Below are 23,256 nucleotides of genomic sequence, written 5' to 3' on the forward strand. Positions count from 1 at the left end.
ATGAAAAAATGGATAATCCTATTGATTGCGCTATTGATCTTTATGCAGGGTGACATCAGGCAGGCGGCTGCGCCGCGCCTGCCTGATGGGCCAATCGAAATTGTCGTCCCCGCTGAGCCTTCAGGCGGCTGGGATGTCACAGCACAGGCAATCCAATCTATTCTAAGACAGAAGCAGATCGTGAAGGATGATGTTCATATCGTTTATATACCGGGCGGCGGAGGAGATAAAGGCTGGAAATACGTTAACGAAAGCAGCAAACAGACCATCAGCATGACGTCCAGTTTAATCCTGAGCAATCATCTTCTCGGGCAAAGCAAATTAAAAACGGACGATTTTACTCCGCTCGCCATTCTCTCAAAGGAATGGCAGACAGTTGCGCTGCCAAAAGGATCGGCATTAACGGACGGCAAGGATTTGCTGAATGAGATTAAGCTGCATCCCGGCAAGGTGAAAATCGGCTTTGCCCCTGGGCTCGGCAATGATGATCAGCTCTCATTTGTCAGAGCGGCTGATATGTACGGCATTGACCCTTTCGACATTCAATTTTTGCAGTATGACAGCAGCGAGCAGCTCATTCAGGCGCTGATCAGACATGAGGTAGAGGCGGCTTCAATGACACTTTCTGAAGCGAAGCCATATGAGCGGCAAGGTGATATCACGTTAACCGCTGTCACATCTGATAAAAGACTCCCCGGTTTTCCTGATGTACCAACGTGGAAGGAGCAGGGGATTCCATTTGTATTTTCGCATTGGAGAGGCGTTTTGGGCCCGAAAAACATGTCTGAGGAAGAAATTTCTTATTGGGATCAAGCGCTAAAGCAGGTTACATCCTCGCCTGAATGGAAGCGGAAAATAAAAGAACAGGATTGGGAAAGCTTTTATTTGAACAGCAGGGAAACGAAACGCTTCTTAGCACAGCAATCCGTTTTTTATCAAAGCATGATGACAGGAAATTAAGATCCCGGCCTTCCGGGATCTTTTTGATGTGCCTTAAAAATGATCAAAAAGAACAAAACGGTTTTAAAAAATTAAAAATACAAAAAAACCAAATTATTTACTTGCGAATGAAAATCACATACGATGGCAAAAAGGCAAGATAAAGGGGAATAAAAGAGAAAAATGTAAGCGGATTCATTTAAGGAGGAATGGATGTGTTAGCAATCTTAGGCTTTCTCATGATGCTCGTGTTTATGGCATTGATCATGACAAAACGGCTCTCTGTACTGACAGCGTTAGTTTTGACGCCGATTGTATTTGCTTTGATCGCCGGATTTGGATTTACTGAAGTCAGCGATATGATGATTTCGGGCATTCAGCAGGTAGCGCCGACCGCGGTCATGATTATGTTTGCGATTTTATACTTTGGGATCATGATTGATACAGGGCTGTTTGATCCGATGGTTGGCAAAATTTTAAGTATGGTCAAAGGAGATCCGTTAAAAATCATTGTCGGGACAGCTGTACTTACGATGCTCGTTGCTTTAGACGGAGACGGCTCAACCACTTATATGATTACGACAAGCGCGATGCTTCCGCTCTACCTGCTGCTTGGCATCCGGCCGATTATTCTGGCGGGAATCGCGGGCGTCGGCATGGGGATTATGAACACGATTCCGTGGGGAGGCGCGACGCCGCGGGCGGCGAGCGCGCTGGGGGTTGATCCGGCTGAGCTTACAGGGCCGATGATTCCTGTGATCGCAAGCGGGATGCTTTGCATGACGGCGGTTGCGTATGTGCTCGGAAAAGCGGAACGAAAGCGCCTTGGCGTCATTGAACTGAAACAGCCGGCTAATGCCAATGAACCGGCGGCTGCGGTTGAAGATGAGTGGAAGCGGCCGAAGCTTTGGTGGTTTAATTTATTGTTAACGCTTTCTTTGATAGGATGTTTAGTATCGGGTAAAGTCAGTTTAACCGTACTGTTTGTTATTGCGTTCTGTATTGCACTGATTGTAAATTATCCAAACCTTGAGCACCAGAGACAGCGTATCTCTGCACATTCCAGCAACGTGCTGGCCATTGGTTCCATGATTTTTGCGGCGGGAGTATTTACGGGGATTTTAACAGGCACGAAAATGGTTGATGAAATGGCGATTTCGCTCGTGTCCATGATTCCAGAACAAATGGGCGGATTGATCCCGGCGATTGTGGCCTTAACAAGCGGCATTTTCACATTCCTGATGCCGAATGACGCATATTTCTACGGGGTGCTGCCGATTTTATCAGAAACAGCTGTCGCATACGGTGTGGATAAAGTGGAAATTGCCAGAGCCTCTATTATCGGCCAGCCGATTCATATGCTGAGCCCGCTTGTGCCATCCACTCATTTGCTTGTAGGGCTTGTAGGGGTTTCCATCGACGACCATCAAAAATTCGCCTTGAAGTGGGCGGTTCTCGCAGTGATCGTCATGACGGCTATCGCTCTATTGATTGGTTCGATTTCGATTTCTGTATGATAAATCAGGCGTAATGACATACACTAACGGGAACAACATACCGGAGGTGTCTTCATGAGTGATCCTTATATGCCGCTGACTTCAGTCAGAAGCGGAACGGGGTTTGAAGCGGCAAAAGGAGTGCACGGCTTAACCGTGCAAATTGCAAATGTCTATTTTATTCAGCTGCCTTCTGAACCTCACTCATTTGTTTTAATTGATGCCGGCATGCCTCAATCAGCCGACATGATAGTCAATGAAGCTAAACAACGATTTGGCGATGATTTTCAGCTGAAGGCGATTATCCTTACACACGGGCACTTTGATCATATCGGGGCGATAGAAGAACTCCTTGCGCATTGGGATGTCCCTGTTTATATCCATTCTCGGGAAATGCCTTATGTAACAGGCAAAGAAGATTATCCACCGGCCCGTCCTGACAGCAAGAGCGGGCTGGTCGCCAAGCTGTCGCCGCTGTTTCCCCGGCACGCCATCGATATTTCTTCACATGCGCAGGCACTGCCGGAAGACGGCTCTGTACCGTTTCTTGACGAATGGATGTGGATCGCCACTCCCGGACACACCCCCGGCCATATTTCGTTATTTCGTGAGGACGGGCGTGTGCTTGTGGCAGGCGATGCTGTCATAACAGTGGAGCAGGAGAAAATGGCTGATGTCTTGATTCAAAAACAGGAGCTTCATGGGCCGCCGGCTTATTTTACGCCTGACACAGAGACGGCCGCAGAATCCATTCAGAAGCTGGCCGGACTTGAACCGGAAGCGCTGCTGACCGGACACGGCATACCGATGGCCGGCAAAAACTTTCGCAGCGAGTTAACTGAACTGGCAAACCGCTTATCGTCTCTTTGACACCCGCACGCGCGGGTGTTTTTATTGTTTTTCCAAGAAGATGCAGGAAAATCATTTGTCTTCCCGCTTAAAAACGATACAATGAAAAGCATCAATGCGATTTTAAGGAGAGAGTTTGTTGGAAGAAAAAGAAATACTCTGGAACGAAGCGAAAGCGTTTATTGCCGCATGCTATCAGGAATTGGGGAAGGAAGAGGAAGTGAAAGGCCGTCTCGATAGCATAAAAAATGAAATTGACCGGACCGGGAGCTATACACATACGAAGGAAGAGCTTGCGCACGGAGCGAAAATGGCTTGGAGAAACAGCAATCGCTGCATCGGCAGATTGTTCTGGAATTCTCTGAATGTCATCGACAGGCGTGACGTCCGGACGAAGGAGGATGTGAGGGATGCCCTTTTTCATCACATTGAAACCGCCACAAATAACGGGAAAATCAGGCCGACCATTACGATTTTTCCTCCGGAAGAGAATGGTGAAAAGCAAGTCGAGATTTGGAATCATCAGCTGATACGGTATGCTGGTTATGAGTCAGGCGGAGAAAGAATCGGCGACCCGGCTTCCCGGTCCCTGACCGCAGCCTGCGAGCAGCTTGGCTGGCGCGGAGAGCGAACCGATTTTGACCTGCTGCCGCTCATTTTTCGCATGAAAGGCGATCAACAGCCGGTCTGGTATGAACTGCCGCGTTCACTTGTGATTGAGGTTCCCATCATACATCCGGACATCGAAGCGTTTTCTGATCTGGGGCTGAAATGGTATGGCGTGCCGATTATTTCTGATATGAAGCTCGAGATCGGAGGCATTCATTATAATGCCGCGCCGTTTAATGGCTGGTACATGGGCACGGAGATCGGAGCAAGAAATCTGGCAGATGAAAAGCGATATGACAAGCTCAAAAAAGTGGCGTCCGTTATCGGCATCGCCGCTGATTACAATGCTGATTTATGGAAGGATCAAGCGCTTGTTGAACTGAATAAAGCGGTGCTGCACTCGTACAAAAAGCAAGGTGTCAGCATCGTTGACCATCATACGGCCGCAAGCCAGTTTAAACGGTTTGAAGAACAGGAGGAAGAAGCGGGCAGGGAATTGACGGGGGACTGGACGTGGCTGATTCCGCCGATTTCACCCGCTGCCACTCATATCTTCCACCGTTCCTATGATAACTCAATCGTTAAGCCGAATTACTTTTATCAGGATAAGCCTTACGAGTAAACAATGGAAAATCGATGATGGCCTTCAAGGGTGCTGGATTCAGTGACTGAGAGATCGGTAACCTTTGAGAAAGGGCTGCCTTTCTTTACAGCCTCAAGAAACGATTGTAACGTGTTTTCCGGGCCTTCCGCCAAAATCTCGACACGGCCGTCATCACGGTTTTTGACCCAGCCGGCCAGTTTTCGCTTGTCAGCTTCCATTTGAACAAAATAGCGAAAGCCCACACCTTGAACCCGGCCGTCTGCAACGATTCGATATTGAAGCATGGAAAAACCACCTTTTCTTTTTATGATAATCAATCATTTTACAACCTGTAAAGGGGATGTGTATGTATGAAGCCACCGCACTATTCAGTGCTTTCACTTAACCTCGGGAAGCCGCAAACGCTTGAATATGACGGAAGAAAAATCGAAACTGGCATCATGAAGCAGCCGGCTGCTTCAGCTGTCATGCTGTATCGGGAGAATTTTGAAGGAGACGGACAGGCGGATCTCATGAACCATGGAGGACCTGATAAGGCCGTCTGTGTCTATCCGGCGGAGCATTATCCGTTTTGGGAAGATTTCCTCTCAAGGCCGCTGCCAAGCGCTGCGTTTGGTGAAAATCTGACCGTCATGGGCCTGACCGAGGAGAATGTTTGCATCGGGGATGTGTTTCAGCTTGATGAAGCTGTTGTTCAGGTCAGCCAGCCGCGTCAGCCATGTGTGAAGCTGGCAAAAAAATTTGGCGTGAAGGAAATGGTGCTGAAGGTTCAGCAAACGGGCTATACCGGTTTTTATTTTCGTGTGCTGGAAGAGGGCAGGGTGGCTCCCGGCGCTAAACTGGAGTTGCTGTCCAGAGGCGAGAAAGACATATCCGTTCAATTTGCTAACCGTATCAAATACCATGATGTGAACAATCTCGCTGCCATTGAACGGATACTAAGTGAAGACACACTGTCGGAAAGCTGGAGAGCGTCCTTTTTGAAAAAGAGGGACAGGCTGCAGCCCGCTGAATAGAAAAAAGCCGCGCATATCAAACGTGCGCGGCTTTAGCTTTGTTTAGATTAATTTTTCTTAGTTTCAAGCAGGTTGGCAAGAAAATGGGTTTTATAGCTTTGAAGCTTTCTTCCTTCATGGTGCGTGATCCCCTGCTTTTTTAATTCTGCCACATACCAGCCTTTACTGCCGTAATGCATGTCAGAAAACTCCTTTCCCTATCTCTCCTAATGGAGAGGATTTTACCAAGCGATTGGCATTGTAACATCTATAGAAAGATGCTGAAAAGAGGTGCGGGAAAAACTGAGTCTTTCGTACTAGATGCACGAATTTTCTTCTGTATGTATATGCGGAGCAAAGGCTGAATATGATTTAATGGCCGGTCAGTTTGATGATGACAACGCCAAATGTCATAATGCTGAAAACAATGCCGATATATGTGAGCATCCCGTTTTTTTTCTTCACGCCGTAAACGGTCAATATGATGCCTTCAATGAAAAAGATGATGCCAAAAATGATAAACCACATGCAAATAAAGGCTCCTTTCGCAGACATAATAGTAGTGTAGCATATCTGGAGGAGCCCGGCTGTGGCAATATCAAGAAAGCCGGGCAGCAGATGCGCCCGGCTCTTGTTTTTATTACTTATCAACCAATTTGACCAGCAGCTGTGCCAAATGTTTTTTCTCGTCTTCGTCCGCAACGCTCCAAAGCTCTTGCAGCAGCATTTCTTCACTGTTGTGCGGCTCTTCATGCTTCGCGAGGTAATCTCCCAGAATCGCGGCGCTTTTGACCAGTTTGCCGTCGTCCAATCCCAGTTTTTTGCCTCGGTTGACTTGTTTACTCAGGTAGTCTTTAAATTCCTCAAAGTCTTTTAAGATTTCTTCTTTTGTTAAGCCATGCATGGCATGCATTTCGTTTTCAATTTGGATTTTTTCTGGATCTCTGTTCATTGCAATACCTCCTCCTGCGGAATAGTGATGTTTTACCTGCAATTGGAGGAGGTTAAACCTTCTGGCAGCCCGGAATGTGTTTTACAGCTTCGTCAGAATAATCGGTTCATCTTTTGTGATGACGATGGTGTGTTCAACCTGGGCAACCATGCTTTTATCTGGCGTCTTGAACGTCCAGCCGTCTCCAGCTTCAACAATCGTTTCTGCTTTTGTTGAAATAAACGGTTCAAGCGCGATGACTGTGCCGTTTTTGAAAAGCGCGTTATCAAATGGGTCATAATAGTTCATGATGTGGTTCGGCGCTTCATGCAGGCTTCTGCCGATTCCGTGGCCGGTCAGGGTTTTGATGACGGTAAAGCCTTGAGAGCGAGCTTCATGATACACGGCTCTTCCGATTTGGTTTTGGCGCTTGCCTGCTTTTGCCTGCTGCAGCCCTTTTTGAAAAGCGTTTTCCGCGCATTGGCAAAGCTTATGAAGGCGTTCTTCCCCTTCGCCGAGCACAAATGAGATGCCTGTGTCGGAATAGAAGCCGCCAAATTCTGCAGAGATGTCAATGTTCACAAGATCTCCCGTTTTTAGAATTTTGGAAGTGCTGGGTATGCCGTGAGCCACTTCATCATTTACGCTGATGCATGTCACGCCCGGAAAATCATATTCCTTCTCAGGAGCTGAAACGGCACCGTGCTCATCAAGCACTGCTTTCCCGATAAGGTCAAGGTCTTTTGTGCTCATGCCGGGCTCCGCTTTTTGTTTCATTTCTTCACGCGCAAGCGCGACGATTCTTCCGATTTTTTTCAGGCCTTCTAATTCTTGATCGGTTGTTACAATCATCTGTCATTCCCGCTTTCTTTTTAAATAATCTAGATTAAGCTTACCACAACTGTCTTAAAAATAGGAAACACGCAAACCTGAGAAAAAAGGAACCGTGGGAAAATTGGTATAGATCACTAGATATCCTATATGGTATATTTGAAAAAAAAGGGTATGAGGGGGATGGGTATGCTTTCATTTTTACAAAAGCTCGGGAAGTCATTTATGCTCCCGATTGCGGTTCTGCCTGCAGTTGGAATAATCCTTGCGCTTGGCAGAGAGGATGTATTGAATATCCCGTTTGTCTATCAAGCGGGGACGGCAGTTTTTGATCATCTGCCGCTCATTTTCGCGATCGGAATTGCGATCGGCATTTCAAAGGACAGCAATGGGGCCGCGGGGTTGTCAGGAGCGATTTCATATTTGATGCTGGACGCGGCAACAAAGACCATTGATAAAACAAACAACATGGCGGTGTTCGGGGGAATCATTGCCGGTTTAATTGCCGGTTATACTTATAACCGCTTCAAGGATACAAAGCTGCCTGAATATCTGGGTTTCTTCAGCGGCAGACGGCTTGTGCCGATTGTAACAGCCATCATTACGATTATTTTAGCCGGCATTTTTGGAGCCGTTTGGCCGCCGATTCAATCGGGCATTAACGCGTTTGGAGAATGGATGCTTGGACTCGGCGGCATCGGGGCAGGCATATTCGGTTTGTTCAACAGGCTGTTAATTCCGCTTGGCCTTCACCACGTGCTCAACAATATTTTCTGGTTCCAATTCGGAGAATATAACGGAGTGACAGGAGACTTGGCGCGCTTTTTCGCGAAAGACCCGACGGCGGGCACATATATGACGGGCTTCTTCCCCATCATGATGTTCGGTCTTCCGGCTGCGTGTCTGGCGATGATTGTGACTGCAAAGCCGTCAAAGCGGAAAGCGACAGCGGGAATGATGATCGGATTTGCCTTGACTGCGTTTATCACAGGGATTACGGAGCCGATTGAGTTTGCTTTTATGTTTTTATCCCCGCTATTATATGCTGTTCACGCGGTCTTAACCGGTCTGTCTTTATTTCTCGTCAACTGGCTCGGCATCCGCTCCGGCTTCTCTTTTTCAGCGGGAGCCATCGATTATGTGCTCAGTTACGGTATCGCTGAGAAGCCGCTTCTGCTTCTATTGGTAGGTATATGCTATGCGGCTGTATACTTTATCGTGTTTTATGTGCTGATTAAGGCATTGAATTTAAAAACGCCGGGACGGGAAGATGATGATGTGGATGAAGTGCTTGATGAAAACACTGTTCAGGATGTCAATGAAAACATCATGCTGAAAGGGCTTGGCGGAAAAGAAAATCTTCAAACGATTGATCATTGCGCGACAAGGCTGCGGCTGACTGTGAAGGATACCGCTTTGGTTGATGAAGCGCTGCTAAAGAAAGCGGGCGCAAAAGGGGTCGTCAAATCAGGCGGGCAATCGGTTCAAGTCATCATTGGGCCAAATGTGGAATTTGCGGCGGAGGAATTGAGAGCTGCTGTGAAATAAAAAAGCGGAGAGGGTATCCTCTCCGCTTCAGCGTGTCGACAAACCCTCGCATTTGTTGTCAGTCCTGCGCGTTGGTGCTCACGAATGACGAAAGGAACGGCGGCTAAATACTTAGGCGTCCTGCCTAAACGCCGCCGTCATCACATCCTGTGAAAGTCTGCTCCAATGCTCGTCCTTCCTAGACTTCAAGGGTTTTCAATCACGCTGAAAAGATGACAAAGTCCTAAAACAAAAAACGTTTTAGGACTTTGTCAACAATATGAAGCGGAGAGGGCAACCTCTCCGCTTTTTCTTATTTCTCTTCAACATCCGTTGACGTTTCGGAAGAATCTTCGTCACGTTTTGTGTAATCATAATCAGCAGGGTTTACCTTCGTAAAGCCTTTTGGCTCGTAGAAACGCAGCAGGTCTCCGTTTATGATTTTATCGGACATTTCAAGTTCCTTCTTGACGAGTGAGTCTTCTGATTTGTCGACTTCAGATTCATCAAGCTCTTTTCCGGTTTTCGTATCGTAATACTTTCCGGATACTTTCGTGTACTTCGGTGAAACAAAGTCTCCGTTACGGAACGGAATCACTTCACGGTGTTCTTTCGATAAGATATCAGAACCGGACATCAGATAGTCTTTCGTATCCACACCGAGCAAATGCAGGATGGTAGGAGCCACATCGACGTCTCCGGCATATTTATGAACTTTCTCGCCCTTCACGCCGGCAGCGTGGATAAAGAGCGGAACCCGTTGAAGCTGAGCGTTGTCATAATCGGTAATTTCATCTTTGCCAAGCACTTTGGCCATCGCTTTATTGTGGTTTTCTGAGATGCCGTAGTGGTCTCCGTACATCACGATAACCGATTGGTCATATAGCCCGTCTTTTTTCAAGTCATTGAAGAATTGTTCAATGGACTGATCAAGGTAGTGGGCTGACTGGAAGTAGTTGTTGACGACAGAGTCACCAAAGTCTCCAGCCGGGAAGTCTGTATCCCCTTCATCCATTCCGAATGGGAAGTGGTTAGATAGGGTAATAAACTTCGTATAGAATGGCTGCGGCAGGCTTTCCAACAGCGGCATTGATTCTTTGAAGAACGGTTTGTCTTTCATGCCGTAGTTTTTCGTGTTTTCTTCGTTCATGTCATAGTAGGCAGAATCGAAGAACTTATCGATGCCTTCCGCTTTGTACATTTCGTTACGGTTCCAGAACGTCTGCGTGTTTCCGTGGAACGCGGCAGATGTGTAATCCTTAGACTTCAGAATCGCAGGAACGGATTGAAGCGTGTTTTGCGCTTTGTTTACGAAAACGGAACCTTGAGCCAGCGGGTACAGAGAGTTTTCCATCATAAATTCCGCATCGGATGTTTTACCCTGTCCCGTTTGGTGGAAAAAGTTATCAAAGTAGAACGTTTCGTTATCATGTGCCAGTTTATTTAAGAACGGTGTGACTTCTTTGCCGTCAATTTTGTAGTCGATCGCAAAGGTCTGCAAGGATTCAAGTGAAACGTAAATGACGTTTTTACCTTCCGCTTTGCCGAAATACACGTTATTCGGCACGTCGTAATTGGCTTTCATGTAGTTTTCCACTTCCGTCACGTCGCTGGAATCGGCAAGCGCGCGCTGGCTGTTGGATTTGATATTTTGGACAGCGTCATAAATCGTGAAATTGTATGTTCCCAAGTATTTCACAAGATAGTTTCGGTCGAATGATCTTGTGAGCAATTCAGGACGGTCTGATTCCGCAACTGCCAGGTTGATAAGGAAAACAAGAATGGAAGACGCAAGAACGATTCGGAATGATTTTTTGTTCGACGTTTCGGCAGGCTTGTTCACTTTAATCGCCAAGATGATCAGAATAATCGTATCGATAAAGTAAAAGACGTCAGCTGGTCCCATCAGCGAAAATGCGCTGTCACCGAGTTGGCCACCGTTTGTTTTAGCCTGCATAATGACCGGAATGGTAATAAAATCATTGAAAAATCTGTAGTACACAATGTTTGCGTACAGTAAAAAAGACATTAAAAAATGAATCACTATAATGGCTGTCTGCTGTAATTTTTTCTTGAACAAGAGTCCAAAGCCAAGAAAGAATAAGCTTGAGCTGAGAGGATTCACAAAAAGCAATATTTTTTGTATCGTGTTGTCTATTCCTAAGTTGAAATTCAGGACATAACCGACATATGTTTTGATCCATAATAGGACGACCGCGATGAGGAAGAAGGCCAGTCCTCTTTGTTTTATAAATGTTTTCATTGTGACACTCCTTTTTTCCGATCACAGTTCGAGCGAAACGATAGAAAAAACGAACGTATCAAATATAACACGAATCAGCGGATTAGAAAAGTGAAAATCGTCTGGTGGGAAAAGTGGCGAAAAACGCCGTCGAATCAATGTTTTCCTTTACATATGGCCTAATGTAAAAAAAGGTTTCTTTCTAGAAACAGAGGAATAAAATGGAACAACGGCTGCTGTATGATAAAATAGAAGAAATCACTGAAAAGAGGTGAAAGGATGGATTTTTCCCATATTGTGTCTGAAGATAAAATAAAGCGGGCTATCAAAGACGGAGAATTTGAAAACCTGCCGGGAATGGGAAAACCGCTGCCCAAGGATGACGCGGCACACTTGCCGGAATCGCTCCGCATGAGCTACCGTATGTTAAAAAGTGCGGGAATGGCAGAGGACGAGGGCGCGCTCAAAAAAGAACTCATGACCATCGACCACCTCATCGCAAAGTGCCTTGACGAAAAAGAACGGGAACAATTAATCGGAAAAAAAACCGAAAAGCAGATCATGCTTGATAAGCTTGTCGACAAAAAAGGCATGTTTTCAAAGCCGGCATCCGCTTTTTACAAAAATAAAGTATATGATCGGCTTGGACGAGACAGACCTTCTTCCAGCTGATTTGTCTTGTCAGAAGGATGGTGATTTTTAAAAGCCATCCTCTTTATGTTCCAATGGTCTCTGTCTAAAATGTTTATGTTTATCCGTCGTGGGGGAAATGACTCATAAACGAAAAAAGGGTGATGGGATGGAACGACTATTAGAATGGGTAGAGCGTATATCTGATTGGCTGTGGGGGCCGCCGCTAATCATTTTGCTGACGGGAACGGGATTGTATTTCACCATTTTGCTGAAATGTTTTCAATTTCGTTATCCTTTATATATCTTTAAGCAAACGATTGGCAGCGTAGGAAAGAAGCCGAAGGGAGAGGGTACAGTCACACCGCTTCAGGCATTGACGTCCGCCCTCAGCTCAACAATCGGCGCGGCGAACATTGTCGGTGTGCCTGCCGCTATTATGTTTGGCGGCCCCGGAGCGGTTTTTTGGATGTGGTTTATTGCCTTATTTGCCATGGCGATTAAGTTTTCTGAGAGTGTGCTTGCTGTTCATTACAGGGAAAAAAATGAGCAGGGGGAGTTTGTCGGAGGACCGATGTATTACATAACAAAAGGGCTGCGGATGAAGTGGCTCGGCGTATTTTTCTCTGTTGCGCTGATCGTGGAACTGATCCCGAGCATTATGGTTCAGGGGAATTCGGTTTCAGTCTCTCTTGCCGAAACGTTTTCTTTCAATAAAATATACGCGGGAATCGGAATTGCGTTTTTGATTGGATTAGTGGTAATAGGAGGGGTAAAGCGGATTGGAAAAGTAACAGAGTTCGTCGTGCCTATTATGGCAGGGGCATATGTTGGGGCCGGCCTCCTGATTTTTCTCACGAATCTTTCAGCGGTTCCGGCGTTTTTCTCTCTTATCTTTTCGAATGCGTTTACCTCAACTTCAGCAGTTGGAGGGTTCGCTGGCGCTGCGCTGGCTGAAACCGTTCGCTGGGGCTTTGCCCGCGGGCTGTATTCTAATGAAGCCGGAATGGGAACAGCCCCGATTGCACATGCGGCGGCCATGACGGATCACCCTGTGAGGCAAGGGTTTTGGTCTGTGATCGGCATTGTCATTGACACCTTGATCGTCTGCACCACCACGGCGTTTATCGTCATTACATCCGGTGTTTGGACAGGGGGAAATGCCTCAAATGATCCGGCGGCACTGACGACGGATGCATTCCAGCACTATTATGGTTCTGGAGGAGGGTACTTCGTCTCGATTTCCCTTGTCTTCTTTGTGATATCGACCATTATGGTTGTTATTTTTTACGGCGTGAAGCAAGCTGAATTTCTGTTCGGGCGGCTGGCAGGACATGTGATCAAAATCTTTTATTTAGCGGCTATCATCATAGGGGCCGCAGGCGGAGCAAAAGCCATCTGGGGCTTTCTGGACTTAGCATTGGTTTTTATCGTCGTTCCGAATATTATCGCGCTGCTGTTATTAAGCAGAAAGGTAAAAGCGCTGTATACCGAGTTTTTCACATCTGAACAGTACTACTTGAAAGACAGGGGAAAAACGAAACAGAATGCTGTTTATGAGACAAAAGAAGCCAAAAACTCTTAGTGTTTTGCTTTGGCGCCGAACATCGCTTTGCTTTTGATGATGAAATAGATGAATAAAGGAAGCAAAAGGGAAATGACTACATTGATGATCGGCTTGATTCTGTTAAAGTCGATCAGCTGATTTGTATTTAGGAAGAACCAAAAGCTGCATACGAGCGAAAACATGCCGGTTGGTGTATACATGGCGTTCAGGTCGATTTTTGAGTGTAAGAAGGAAAGCCCGTATACCACAATATAAAGCGAACCGGCTATCTTCACCATAATGACCGGAATCCATAAGGCCGCGATGATCAAGTCTGAACGATCCAGAAAATCAGTAATGCGGATCTGCCTGATCACCATATAAGCCGGATCAAAAAAAGTAGATGTCAGGTTGGGACCGAAGACAGCAATTGAAGAAAATAACATCACACCAAGCAATAAAGCTCCCAGCAGTATCGCAAAAATGGTGTGTTTCAGCGGGACGCTCCGGCTTGAGAAGAGGAGCGGCAGGATGATTAATTCCCCCATTGTCCCAAAGGCGTAAAAACCTGACTGAAGGTATTGGACCGGCCCTTCAAAGACCGGTGTTATATTTTGCAGCTCAATTTGCGTGGCCAGTGTAAATGGAAGGAACAAGACCAAGGTGCCGAATGGAATTAAAAAGAGCTGCGCCATTCTGGTCAACGTTTCTTTTCCTTCTCTGGCAATGCAGATCGCCACAAAAATAATGGCGCCTCCAAGAACGGCCATCGGTGTTCTCGGGAGAAATAAAATATTAATCAGATTGATGAAAAAACGGATATCATGAGCGTTGATTAACAGGAAATATAAAGAAAACAGAAAAATGATAAACCGGCCGGCAATTGGTGAAGAATCGCTCAGCAGCTCATAGATATTTTTATCCTGTTTTTTCATCAGCTTGTGCATCAGCCAGAGTGCCGGAATGACGATAATAACGCCGAGAATGTAGCTGTGCCAGGCGTTTTGTTTTGCCGATTCGATCATGAGGATCGGAGCATGCTTCAGTCCGACCGCTAGCGTATACAGCGCTCCGAAAAATAATCCTTGGTATGCGGAGGTCTTATCCATAAAGCACATCCTTTCTGTCATGTTCAAAACGGAATATATTTAAACAGGTGCCCCAGCCGCGGAAGCAGGGGGTTCACTCTCATATAAATCCACAGAAAAGTACTTCCCGCAACCAGCAGGCTGAAGACCCACTTCGTGGCGGTGTTTGCGGAATGAAAATTCTTCCACTCGTATGCGTAAATGGCAATGCACACAATCAATGCCTGTACAATATAATTGATCATGCAGACGCACCTCCATTAATGGCTGATCGTTTTATATAAGACTCCGCCTTGTTCAATCGTAACAATTGGCTGTACATGAATCTCCATGTCCTTATAGACCTCGTCCCATTCCTTTGTCAACAGATCCTTCGTGATGTTCATGCTTCTTATCGTTTGGTCTTGAAAGCCGGCCGGGTCCGCCTTTCGCTTTTGAAGCCGATGGACGGTGCTGGTCACGTCTTCCTTTACCGCCCTGTTTAATGCTTTTTGTATAATGTAAAATTGGTCATTTTCTCTCGTTTCATAAGTGGTTTGATTTTCCATAATGATGCCTTTGGCTCTAATCTCGATTGTCATCGACAGCTTTCCGTTTTTTTCGGCCGCATGGAAGGATGCATTGGACTTTTGAAGCTGAATCGTCGCTTTCCCCATTTGATTCGGCAGGTCTAATATGAATTCTGGCTGGCGGGCTTGATTCAGTAACATCAGGGCAGCTTTCATGTGCTCATCTTTTAAAATATCAACCAATCTGTCCTTTTTGAATATCGCTAGCCCGTCAATTTTTAAATTGGGTTTTCCTTTCCCTCCAGGCTTTGTTTTAGAGGAGGAGATGACCGGCGCATACGGATCACTGCCTTTTTCTAATAGGTCAGACATGAACCTGCTTAAAAAAACGGGGCGGTTTGTGGACATAATGGCCAGCTCCCGAATCATCTCCGCTGGAAACTGTTCCAGCTGTACTTCAGTATTGATAATATCGCGCGCTTCACCCCGGCTGATTAATAGTAATGCCGTTAATCTGTTCTGCGGATTTCGCGTTAAAATATCAAAAACTGGGGCGATGCCTTCTCTCGCCATATCTTCTCCAACAACGACCGTACGCCTGTGGGACGTATTGATCGTCCGGGACAAGGCGGTTTGCAGTTTGTTGCTCGCTTCCCTGATCGTCGTGCCGGAAGCTGAATCAACATACCATGTTTCTGAACCGGCAGTTCCGCCGCCGCCCCCTGTCTGTCCGCCTAACTGTCCGACTAAGGGAATCTCCAATGCTACTTGATATTTGTCTTTTTTCTTATCAATCGCGGAGCTGACAACAAACGCAATGTCATTGATTTCCGTCCGATCCCAACAGCCGGCGAGAGGTATACAAACGAGAAGCGGAATAACAGCCTTAAATATTGTTTTCTTCATCATGAGTTTCCTCTCTTCTTTCTCCCTTCTGTCCGTTTTCTCGAGAATACGTGCTTGGCCGTCTTGTCATCGTCCACCAAGGTGCCCGCACAAAAATATCTTTTACTTCATCACGTTTAAACGGAGAAATTCCCGATAAATAAGGGACGCCGAACGATTGCAGTTTGCATAAATGAAGCACTAAAATAATCGTGCCGAGCATAATGCCGAATATCCCGAAGATGCTTGCCAAAAACATAAAGGGGAATCGCAGCATTCTGATCGAAATGGCTAAATTAAACCTTGGAATGGTAAAGGACGCGATCCCTGTTAACGATACGATGATCACCATCGGGGCAGACACAATCCCGGCTTCAACGGCGGCTGTCCCGATGACAAGGGCCCCGAGAATGCTGACGGTCTGGCCGATGGTTTTTGGCAGGCGCACACCCGCTTCACGGAGAGCCTCAAAGGAAATTTCCATTATCAATGCTTCCACGATGGCGGGGAAAGGTATCGGTTCACGGGCAGATGCCACGCTGAACATTAAGTTGGTTGGCATTAAGTCCTGATGGTATGTAATTACGGCAACATAAATAGCCGGCAAATAAAGAGCAACGAATAAAAACATATAACGCAGCCAACGGATTAAGTTAGACATCAAATAGCGCTCATAGTAATCCTCACTGGCCTGCATCAGCTGCCAAAACGTGATCGGGCCTGTTAAAACAAAAGGCGTATTATCTGTAAAAATGGCGAATCGGCCTTCGAGAAGCTGAGCGGCGATGGTATCGGGCCTTTCTGTATATTGCAGCTGGGGGAAAGGCGAGTACGTGTCATCCTCGATAAACTCCTCAATATATCCGCTTTCTAACACGGCATCTATCTTGATGTTTTTGATTCTTTTTTTCACTTTGTCAATAACCTTTGGATCGGCAAGCCCGTCAATATAGGCCAAGACAATGTCAGTTTTGGTTTTCGTGCCGATTTTAAACGATATCATCTTAAGCTGGAGCGTTTTGACTCGAAAACGCACAAGAGCAGTATTGACCCTGAGGCTTTCAGTGAAGCCCTCTCTCGATCCTCTTATGGTCGATTCTGTTATCGGTTCTTCAATGCTTCTTCTTTGGCCGCCCTTGATTTTCAAGATCAGGCTTTTTGAATGTCCGTCGGCGAATAAAACCGCGTTCCCCTCAATGATGGATTCAGCCACTTTGCTTACACTTGTTTCTGACGCAACGCTTGAAATCGATAGTGTGTTTTGCAGCGACTCTTCATGGTCATCTATCTGATCCGTCAGATGCCTCAAGAAAGGGCGGAGAGCGTGGTCTTGGATATGTTCCGATTTTATAATTCCTTCGATATAAACAATAAATCCGCACAGCCCGTTTCCAAAGTCAAATTGCCTAAATACAATATCTGAGCACCCTTCTGTTAATAAGGTCAGCGTATCGAGATTTTCCTTCAAATCGGGAGATATCGGCCTGTCCTGATTATTTTCAAGCTCCTTGATGAGTTGAAGCGCTTTGTCGCGTTTATTCATAGAGGCTCACCCGCTTTTTCATTATCTTATGCATAAAGTGTTTGTGACTTTTAGGGTAACCTTGTCTGGTGTAGATATTCCCCGACTGGGATGAAAGCGCCTTAAAAATTGTGGACTGCATGTAACGAAACGATCTAAACTAAGCTGGGTGGTCCATAATGAAGGTGAATAAATTGATCACAATTTATAAAGACATCGCACAACACATTGAAGACGGCCGGTGGAAAGCGGAGGAGATAATTTTCCGTCTGAACACGACTTGGCCGCACAGCATGATACATCAAGAGAAACGGTCAGCAAAGCGCTTCATATGCTTGCGCAAAACGGCTATATCCAGAAAATCAGGGGGAAGGGATCGATCGTTCTCAACCGTGAAAAAATGCAGTTTTCTGTCTCAGGCCATGTCAGTTTCAAGGAGCTCGCGCAAATGCTTGGCAAAGAAACGAAAACAACTGTATACAAATTCGGGCTGGAGACTCCGTCAGAGCTGCTCGATTTGCGCGGTTATGACCATATGGTCGTGGTGAGAAACTACGTCTTTTTGGAGGATTCGAGTCTCTTTCAATATACGGAAAGCAGACACCGCCTTGACAAACTCCGCTTTGTGGATTTTGCGCGTCGGGGGAAATGAGAGGCGCCTGCCTGCGGCAGCGCGCTTTTTTTGTTTGGTATCAAAATTGATACTATCCAACAAAAATGTGCGTACTTTTACTTTTTATCATAATGGCTACAATAGAGATGAGAGTAACCAAAAGGAGAGGTGTTTAACATGGCAGATGTAAAGAAACAAATTCTGGACGCATACCATTTCAGACATGCGACAAAGGAATTTGACCCGAATAAAAAAGTATCAGACAGCGATTTTGAATTTATTTTAGAAACAGGAAGACTGTCTCCGAGTTCACTCGGCCTTGAGCCTTGGAAATTCGTTGTCGTTCAAAATCCGGAATTTCGCGAGAAGCTTCGCGAATACACATGGGGCGCGCAAAAGCAGCTTCCAACCGCAAGCCATTTCGTTCTGATTCTTGCGCGTACAGCGAAGGATATCAAATACGATGCGGACTACATCAAACATCATTTAAAAGAAGTAAAACAAATGCCTCAGGACGTTTACGAAGGCTATCTCAGCAAAACGGAAGAGTTCCAGAAACACGATCTGCATTTGCTTGAAAGTGACAGAACATTGTTTGACTGGGCTTCAAAACAAACATATATTGCGCTTGGCAACATGATGACTGCCGCTGCGCAAATCGGCGTTGATTCCTGCCCTGTGGAAGGTTTCCAGTATGATCACATTCACCGTATTCTTGAAGAAGAAGGCCTTCTGGAAAACGGAAGCTTCGACATTTCTGTGATGGTGGCGTTTGGCTACCGTGTGAGAGACCCTCGTCCGAAAACAAGATCTGCTGTTGAAGATGTTGTGAAATGGGTTTAAAGTAAGAAAGCTGCTCGCAAAACGAGCAGCTCTTTTTTATGCTTGATTCGCTTTATTTTGTTTTCTCCTCTGATGCAAGTACAATGCCGTTCCGAGCGCGCTGATCAGTAATCCGGCCAAGAGAAACGAGTACATGGATGTGGCTGTGTCCGGAAGCAAGCCGCCAGCCGGGCCGTCCGTTCCCGATCCGTCTGATCCGTTTCCTCCCGATCCGTTTGTTGGTTCAGTGCCGGGAGGTGTATCTTTTCCTCCGCTCCCGTCAGGCGGCTGTTTTCCGCCTGGTTTGTCGGAGCCTCCGCCATTGCTGCCGTCATCACCGCCTGTCGGCTGATCGGACGGGAATGCCGGCGGTTTATTGTTCGCACCGGAATTTAAGATCGTGTATTCACTAAAATGGGTTGTATATCCTGTCACGATATCATCGTCAACTGAACCCTGTTCTGTCTTAGTGAATGTTTTCTTTTTCCGGTCAACATGGTAAATAGCAGGGTTATGAGCTTCTTCAATATCAAACATGCGAAGCGAAAGCTGTACAGGCTCCTTGAATGATTTCAATTCTTTTCCTTTTTGCTTCACTGTAAAGTCATACACATCTGCAAGTGAAACGTCCAATTCTCCCGTTGACTTGATGCCGATTGCTGTGTCTGCGGTTTTGAGGTTCGCCATTGGCAGCTTCATGCTGTACCAGTAGTTGAACACTGTCAATGAAGGATCTGACTCTCTTTCTTTCAAACGTTTAACCTGATCTTCATTTACTTTAAGATTGATAGGCTTTTCCTGAGATCCTTCAGATGTTTCATAGTAGACAAACGGCGTGTTGGTATTTTGGGCATAAATTGCGAATTTGTCTTCATCAAGTGTCCAGCTGCCGTCCTTCTGCTTTGTCGGAAGGAATACTTCTTTGATTCGTCCTTCGATTTTAGGAGAGACCTTGTTTCCTAGTTTTTTCAGCTGTTCAGTGAAAATCTCATAATCTACGTAACCAAGGTCTTCACCATGGGACGCTTCCGTAAAGACAGAGTATCCGTCTCCTCCGGCGCCGACAAAGTTATTCGTTGCCACGCGATAGGTCTTATCGGAATCGAGATGAACCGTGTCTCCGTTAGGTAATTCGAGTTTGACGTCAAGAATTCGGTGTCCGGGTTCCTTGTTTAATGTAAACGTATATTGGATTCCGGCCACCTGAGGGAAGGCGCCGCCTCCGTTTTCCACATTGCTTAAGCCTTGTTCAAGGGCTTCTTTAATTTGTTTTCCGGTTAAGTCGGCCACATAAAGCGTGTTGCCGAACGGCATGACGTTCAGCACCTCGCCGAGTGTAATATCGCCTTTGTCAATGCCGGCTCTGATGCCGCCGCCATTTGTGATCGCTATTCTGGCGCCTGCTGCTTCTTTCGCTTTTGCGAGCATGCCGTCCGCAATGAAGTTTCCGAGGTTCGTTTCCTTCGTGCGCACATGCTCACGCTGGCCGTCAAGCTCCACATCCGTATAGCCGACTTTTTCATTTTTGACGTCCTCTAATTCATGTTTGAACTGATCAAGCTCTTTTTTTGCTTCTGTGTTTTCTTCCGTATGTTCATCAATTGGCAGCACGCTCAGATTTGATTTGTCAGTTTGCACTACGCCGTTTTCATCAAACACGACATCGACACGTCCCAAGTATTGGCCGTATTCTTTTGCCTGCGCCACGATCGTCGGCTCTTCGTTGTTCACAACCTCCATTTTGTCTACGAGGGTGTGCGTATGCCCGCCGATAATCAAGTCAATGCCTTTTACTTTCTTGGCCAGCTCAAGATCGCGGTTATGCCCGAGATGGGTTAAAGCGATGATTTTGTTTACTTTTTCATCTTCCTGAATCGTTTTCACTGTGTTTTGCGCTGTTTCAAACGCATCATGAAATACGATGCTTTTGCCCGGGCTTGAGGTGGTGGCTGTATCTTCCGTAGTCAGACCGAATACGGCGACTTTCTCACCGTCAACATCTAACAGAATGTAAGGGTGGATGCCGGGCTCTTTCTTTTCACCTGCTGTAAAGGTTTGCGGCTTTTTGACATATGAAGTCAGCTTAGGTTCATTTGACACATCGACGTTTGCGCTGACGACTGGAAATTCAGGCGCTTCAAAGTGATAACGGTTGGCTGGATCGACTGTTGCGCTGTTTCCGCTGAGAAAATCAGAAAGCACTGCCGGACCTTTATCAAATTCATGGTTTCCAAAGGTCATGGCGTCATAGCCCATCATGTTCATCAATTTCAAATCGGCTAAACCATTCCATTTTGTGAAATACAGGTCACCGGAAAACACATCTCCCGCATCAAGGAGAATGTTGCGGTCTGTTTCGTCTCGAACCTCGTTGATTTTCGTCATTCGTCTCGCCGCGTCATCGAGGTGGGCATGCGTATCATTTGTGTGCATGACAGTCAGATCCCACAGTCCGTCCTTAGGTGGCTCAGGATTTGAATCATCGTCGAATTGCAGCTTGTATACACCATAGCCCTCATTCGCAGCCTCACTTACATATGCGACGTCGTCTGCTTTATCCGCAAATGGCTTGGCCAAAAGGGAGGACTCAAACGTCAAATTCGTGCCGGAAACAGGTGCGATTGACCAGTTGTTGTCCGCTTTTGGATTGACTGTTTTCTGTTCAAGAATGTAATCCATCAGCACCTGCCTGTTTTCAACCGCGGAGCCGTGGACAATCTTATCGCTTGTCAGGTGAGGGAAACCGCCGCCTCCGGACGCACGATAATTATTGGTGACGACGAGAAATTCCTGATTCGTGCTGATGGGCTTGCCTTCATAGGAAAGGTTGATGATCCGGGAAGAATTCGCGTTGATGACTTTTCCGTTCTCATCGTATTTCGCCGGTTTTGTCACATCGACCTGATATGTGACACCGTCAATCACGTCAAAATTATAGGATCGGAAATTGTCATTCAGCAAGGCTTGATCGCCGCCTTTTGACGGGTCAATTTGATTGAATTGGCCTGCTGACATCTCAAGCCAGTCCTTGACCTCGCTTCCAGTCAGCTTGACAATCTGAATGGTATTATCGTAAAGATACAAGTCACCGATGTTTTTAATGGCGAGATCTCCGGCCGGAATATTCGTATAGTAATTGGCTCCGTTTCTGCCGCCCGCTTTAAACGGCGCTCCAGCGGACAAAATCGGGAGGTCCTTGTATTCGGTACCCTTCATTTCTTTTTCGGCGTACCATTTTTGCGCATCGGTCACAATCTGAATGGAAGGGTCATCTTTCACCTGCGCGAAGAAACTGTTAATATCGGCTTCTGTTTTGCCGACTGGTTTTCTGACATACTCCAGTGTGTTTTGATGCGTTTGTTTGATGGTGTTTGTAACGGTTTCATTACCGGATGTGACGTTGCCTGCGATAGATTCAATACTGGCCTTGGAATCTGCCACCTTCCATGAGCCGTCCGTCTTTTCGAGTTTAAGGTCAATCATGCCCAAGTATTTGCCCCAGCTGCTTGGCATGACGACTGGAATGCCGTTAATCGTGCCTTTTTCAACATCGAATTGGGCAGCACCCGCATACTCGACGGATGGGAAGAGTCCGTGCTGATGGCCAGAGATGATCGCGTCAATGCCTTTTGTTTTTGTGGCTAGGTCAAATACGGCATTTTCCGCGCCTGGCGATTGGGCTTGTTTTTCAATGCCGCTGTGGGCGAGGGCGATAATGACATCTGCGCCTTCCGCCTTCATTTTCGGGATCGTTTCATTGGCGGATTCTACGATATCCTGCACTTGCACCTGACCTTCGAGATGCTTTTTGTCCCATGTCATAATTTGCGGCGGAACGAAGCCTATGTAGCCGACCTTTACTTTCTGCTCATGGCCGTTTTCGTCAGTGACGGTTTTATCTGTAATGACATACGGCGTATAACGGTTTTTCCCGCTTATTGTTTTGACGTTTGCATTTACAATCGGGAATTCGGCTCCTTTGATCGTGCCGTCGAGAAAGTCGAGCCCGTAGTTGAATTCATGATTGCCCAGCGTGCCGGCATCATAATCCAGCGCATTCATGACACTGATAATCGGATGGGTTTTCGCGCCGGAGATAATGTCGTCTTTTTCATACTTCACCGCGTATTCTCCAAGCGGATTCCCTTGAATCAAGTCTCCGTTATCCACAAGCAGGGTATTGGGGTTTTGCTGGCGGTGCTTTTGGATCAGTTGTGCCGTTCTTGCCAGCCCGAAATCCGTCGTTTCTCTGTCGCTGTAGTAATCGTAATCCATCATGTTGGCATGAATATCAGTCGTGGCCAAAATACTCAGATGCACTTGAGGGGCCGCGCTTTCTTTTGCATGAATGGGTGGTGTTGGGAGGATTAGGCTAAGTATCATAATAGGGGGCAAAAGAATACGGAGAATGTTGCCGACGTACGTTCGTCTTTTCTGTATTCTCACCAGTTCTCCACCTTTCAACGAAATTTGTGTTACAGCTCCTATTGTAAGAATATTTTGTTACTATTTGTAGGTATTTCTTTATAATTATTGTAAAAGGGAGAAAAATGAGTATTATGTAATATCGTCAAACGGCAAATGATGGGCATTTATGCTTATCGTTTCTCTGGCCTGC

20 protein-coding genes and 1 pseudogene are annotated in these 23,256 nt (G+C 46.3%); 10 read left to right on the forward strand and 11 right to left on the reverse strand.

Features of this window, described 5'->3' with window-relative positions:
- The 4 genes from M1D98_RS04105 (at position 1) to nosA (ending at position 4,515) form a co-directional block, all read left to right on the forward strand.
- On the forward strand, positions 1-960 hold the full coding sequence (locus tag M1D98_RS04105; RefSeq protein WP_268559102.1) for a tripartite tricarboxylate transporter substrate binding protein: 960 nt from the start codon (positions 1-3) through the stop codon (positions 958-960).
- A 194-nt stretch (positions 961-1,154) separates the two neighbouring features.
- Complete coding sequence (gene citM / locus M1D98_RS04110; RefSeq protein WP_268559103.1) at positions 1,155-2,456, forward strand: citrate transporter CitM; 1,302 nt, start codon at positions 1,155-1,157, stop codon at positions 2,454-2,456.
- Between the two features lie 54 nt (positions 2,457-2,510).
- Positions 2,511-3,305, forward strand: coding sequence for an MBL fold metallo-hydrolase (locus M1D98_RS04115; RefSeq protein ID WP_268559104.1), 795 nt, complete (start codon positions 2,511-2,513; stop codon positions 3,303-3,305).
- A 118-nt stretch (positions 3,306-3,423) separates the two neighbouring features.
- Complete coding sequence (gene nosA / locus M1D98_RS04120; protein WP_010330315.1) at positions 3,424-4,515, forward strand: nitric oxide synthase; 1,092 nt, start codon at positions 3,424-3,426, stop codon at positions 4,513-4,515.
- Here the strand turns inward: nosA and M1D98_RS04125 are convergent.
- Complete coding sequence (locus M1D98_RS04125) at positions 4,506-4,781, reverse strand: acylphosphatase (protein WP_010330314.1); 276 nt, start codon at positions 4,779-4,781, stop codon at positions 4,506-4,508. The two genes, nosA and M1D98_RS04125, sit on opposite strands and share 10 nt — an antisense overlap.
- A 66-nt stretch (positions 4,782-4,847) precedes the next feature.
- On the opposite strand from M1D98_RS04125, the gene M1D98_RS04130 reads away from it, so the two are divergent.
- A complete protein-coding gene (locus M1D98_RS04130) occupies positions 4,848-5,513 on the forward strand; it encodes an MOSC domain-containing protein (protein WP_268551136.1) in 666 nt (221 codons plus the stop codon).
- A 47-nt stretch (positions 5,514-5,560) separates the two neighbouring features.
- Here the strand turns inward: M1D98_RS04130 and M1D98_RS04135 are convergent, their stop codons facing one another.
- The 4 genes from M1D98_RS04135 to map form a co-directional block, all read right to left on the reverse strand.
- Positions 5,561-5,692 (reverse strand): YflJ family protein, encoded by a 132-nt coding sequence (locus tag M1D98_RS04135; protein WP_010330312.1) that lies wholly within the window; start codon positions 5,690-5,692, stop codon positions 5,561-5,563.
- Between the two features lie 172 nt (positions 5,693-5,864).
- Positions 5,865-6,020: a hypothetical protein gene (locus M1D98_RS04140; RefSeq protein ID WP_010330311.1), complete on the reverse strand. Its 156-nt coding sequence runs from the start codon at positions 6,018-6,020 to the stop codon at positions 5,865-5,867.
- A 112-nt stretch (positions 6,021-6,132) separates the two neighbouring features.
- Positions 6,133-6,444, reverse strand: coding sequence for a DUF3243 domain-containing protein (locus M1D98_RS04145; RefSeq protein WP_268559105.1), 312 nt, complete (start codon positions 6,442-6,444; stop codon positions 6,133-6,135).
- 81 nt (positions 6,445-6,525) lie between these two features.
- Positions 6,526-7,275 (reverse strand): type I methionyl aminopeptidase, encoded by a 750-nt coding sequence (gene map, locus M1D98_RS04150; RefSeq protein ID WP_121642133.1) that lies wholly within the window; start codon positions 7,273-7,275, stop codon positions 6,526-6,528.
- 168 nt (positions 7,276-7,443) lie between these two features.
- Here map and nagE point away from each other — a divergent pair, with 168 nt between their 5' ends.
- Entirely contained in the window at positions 7,444-8,802 is a 1,359-nt protein-coding gene (gene nagE, locus M1D98_RS04155; protein ID WP_010330307.1) for an N-acetylglucosamine-specific PTS transporter subunit IIBC, read from the forward strand.
- Between the two features lie 292 nt (positions 8,803-9,094).
- Here the strand turns inward: nagE and ltaS are convergent, their stop codons facing one another.
- Complete coding sequence (ltaS, locus tag M1D98_RS04160) at positions 9,095-11,044, reverse strand: lipoteichoic acid synthase (protein ID WP_010330306.1); 1,950 nt, start codon at positions 11,042-11,044, stop codon at positions 9,095-9,097.
- A gap of 258 nt (positions 11,045-11,302) precedes the next feature.
- Here ltaS and M1D98_RS04165 point away from each other — a divergent pair, with 258 nt between their 5' ends.
- Positions 11,303-11,695, forward strand: a complete 393-nt coding sequence (locus M1D98_RS04165; protein WP_268558962.1) for a DnaJ family domain-containing protein — start codon at positions 11,303-11,305, stop codon at positions 11,693-11,695.
- Between the two features lie 127 nt (positions 11,696-11,822).
- Positions 11,823-13,238, forward strand: coding sequence for an amino acid carrier protein (locus tag M1D98_RS04170; RefSeq protein WP_435577042.1), 1,416 nt, complete (start codon positions 11,823-11,825; stop codon positions 13,236-13,238).
- Here M1D98_RS04170 and M1D98_RS04175 read toward each other — a convergent pair.
- From M1D98_RS04175 to M1D98_RS04190, 4 genes are read right to left on the reverse strand one after another with little or no spacing between them, the layout of a single operon-like run.
- Positions 13,235-14,308: an endospore germination permease gene (locus M1D98_RS04175; RefSeq protein WP_121642136.1), complete on the reverse strand. Its 1,074-nt coding sequence runs from the start codon at positions 14,306-14,308 to the stop codon at positions 13,235-13,237. The two genes, M1D98_RS04170 and M1D98_RS04175, sit on opposite strands and share 4 nt — an antisense overlap.
- Positions 14,309-14,331: 23 nt before the next feature.
- Positions 14,332-14,532 (reverse strand): hypothetical protein, encoded by a 201-nt coding sequence (locus tag M1D98_RS04180; protein WP_121642137.1) that lies wholly within the window; start codon positions 14,530-14,532, stop codon positions 14,332-14,334.
- A gap of 15 nt (positions 14,533-14,547) precedes the next feature.
- Positions 14,548-15,702, reverse strand: coding sequence for a Ger(x)C family spore germination protein (locus tag M1D98_RS04185; RefSeq protein WP_456280034.1), 1,155 nt, complete (start codon positions 15,700-15,702; stop codon positions 14,548-14,550).
- Complete coding sequence (locus tag M1D98_RS04190) at positions 15,683-17,224, reverse strand: spore germination protein (protein ID WP_456280035.1); 1,542 nt, start codon at positions 17,222-17,224, stop codon at positions 15,683-15,685. Before M1D98_RS04190 ends, M1D98_RS04185 begins: the two co-directional genes overlap by 20 nt.
- A gap of 158 nt (positions 17,225-17,382) precedes the next feature.
- On the opposite strand from M1D98_RS04190, the pseudogene M1D98_RS04195 reads away from it, so the two are divergent.
- Both M1D98_RS04195 and M1D98_RS04200 read left to right on the forward strand, forming a co-directional pair.
- A pseudogene (locus tag M1D98_RS04195) lies at positions 17,383-17,855 on the forward strand (GntR family transcriptional regulator).
- Between the two features lie 138 nt (positions 17,856-17,993).
- Positions 17,994-18,659: an NAD(P)H-dependent oxidoreductase gene (locus M1D98_RS04200; RefSeq protein WP_121642139.1), complete on the forward strand. Its 666-nt coding sequence runs from the start codon at positions 17,994-17,996 to the stop codon at positions 18,657-18,659.
- A 36-nt stretch (positions 18,660-18,695) separates the two neighbouring features.
- On the opposite strand, the gene M1D98_RS04205 is transcribed toward M1D98_RS04200, so the two are convergent.
- Positions 18,696-23,084, reverse strand: a complete 4,389-nt coding sequence (locus M1D98_RS04205) for a multifunctional 2',3'-cyclic-nucleotide 2'-phosphodiesterase/3'-nucleotidase/5'-nucleotidase (RefSeq protein WP_268558960.1) — start codon at positions 23,082-23,084, stop codon at positions 18,696-18,698.
- Positions 23,085-23,256: the final 172 nt, after the last annotated feature.

It is taken from the genome of Bacillus sp. K7, assembly GCF_053903245.1.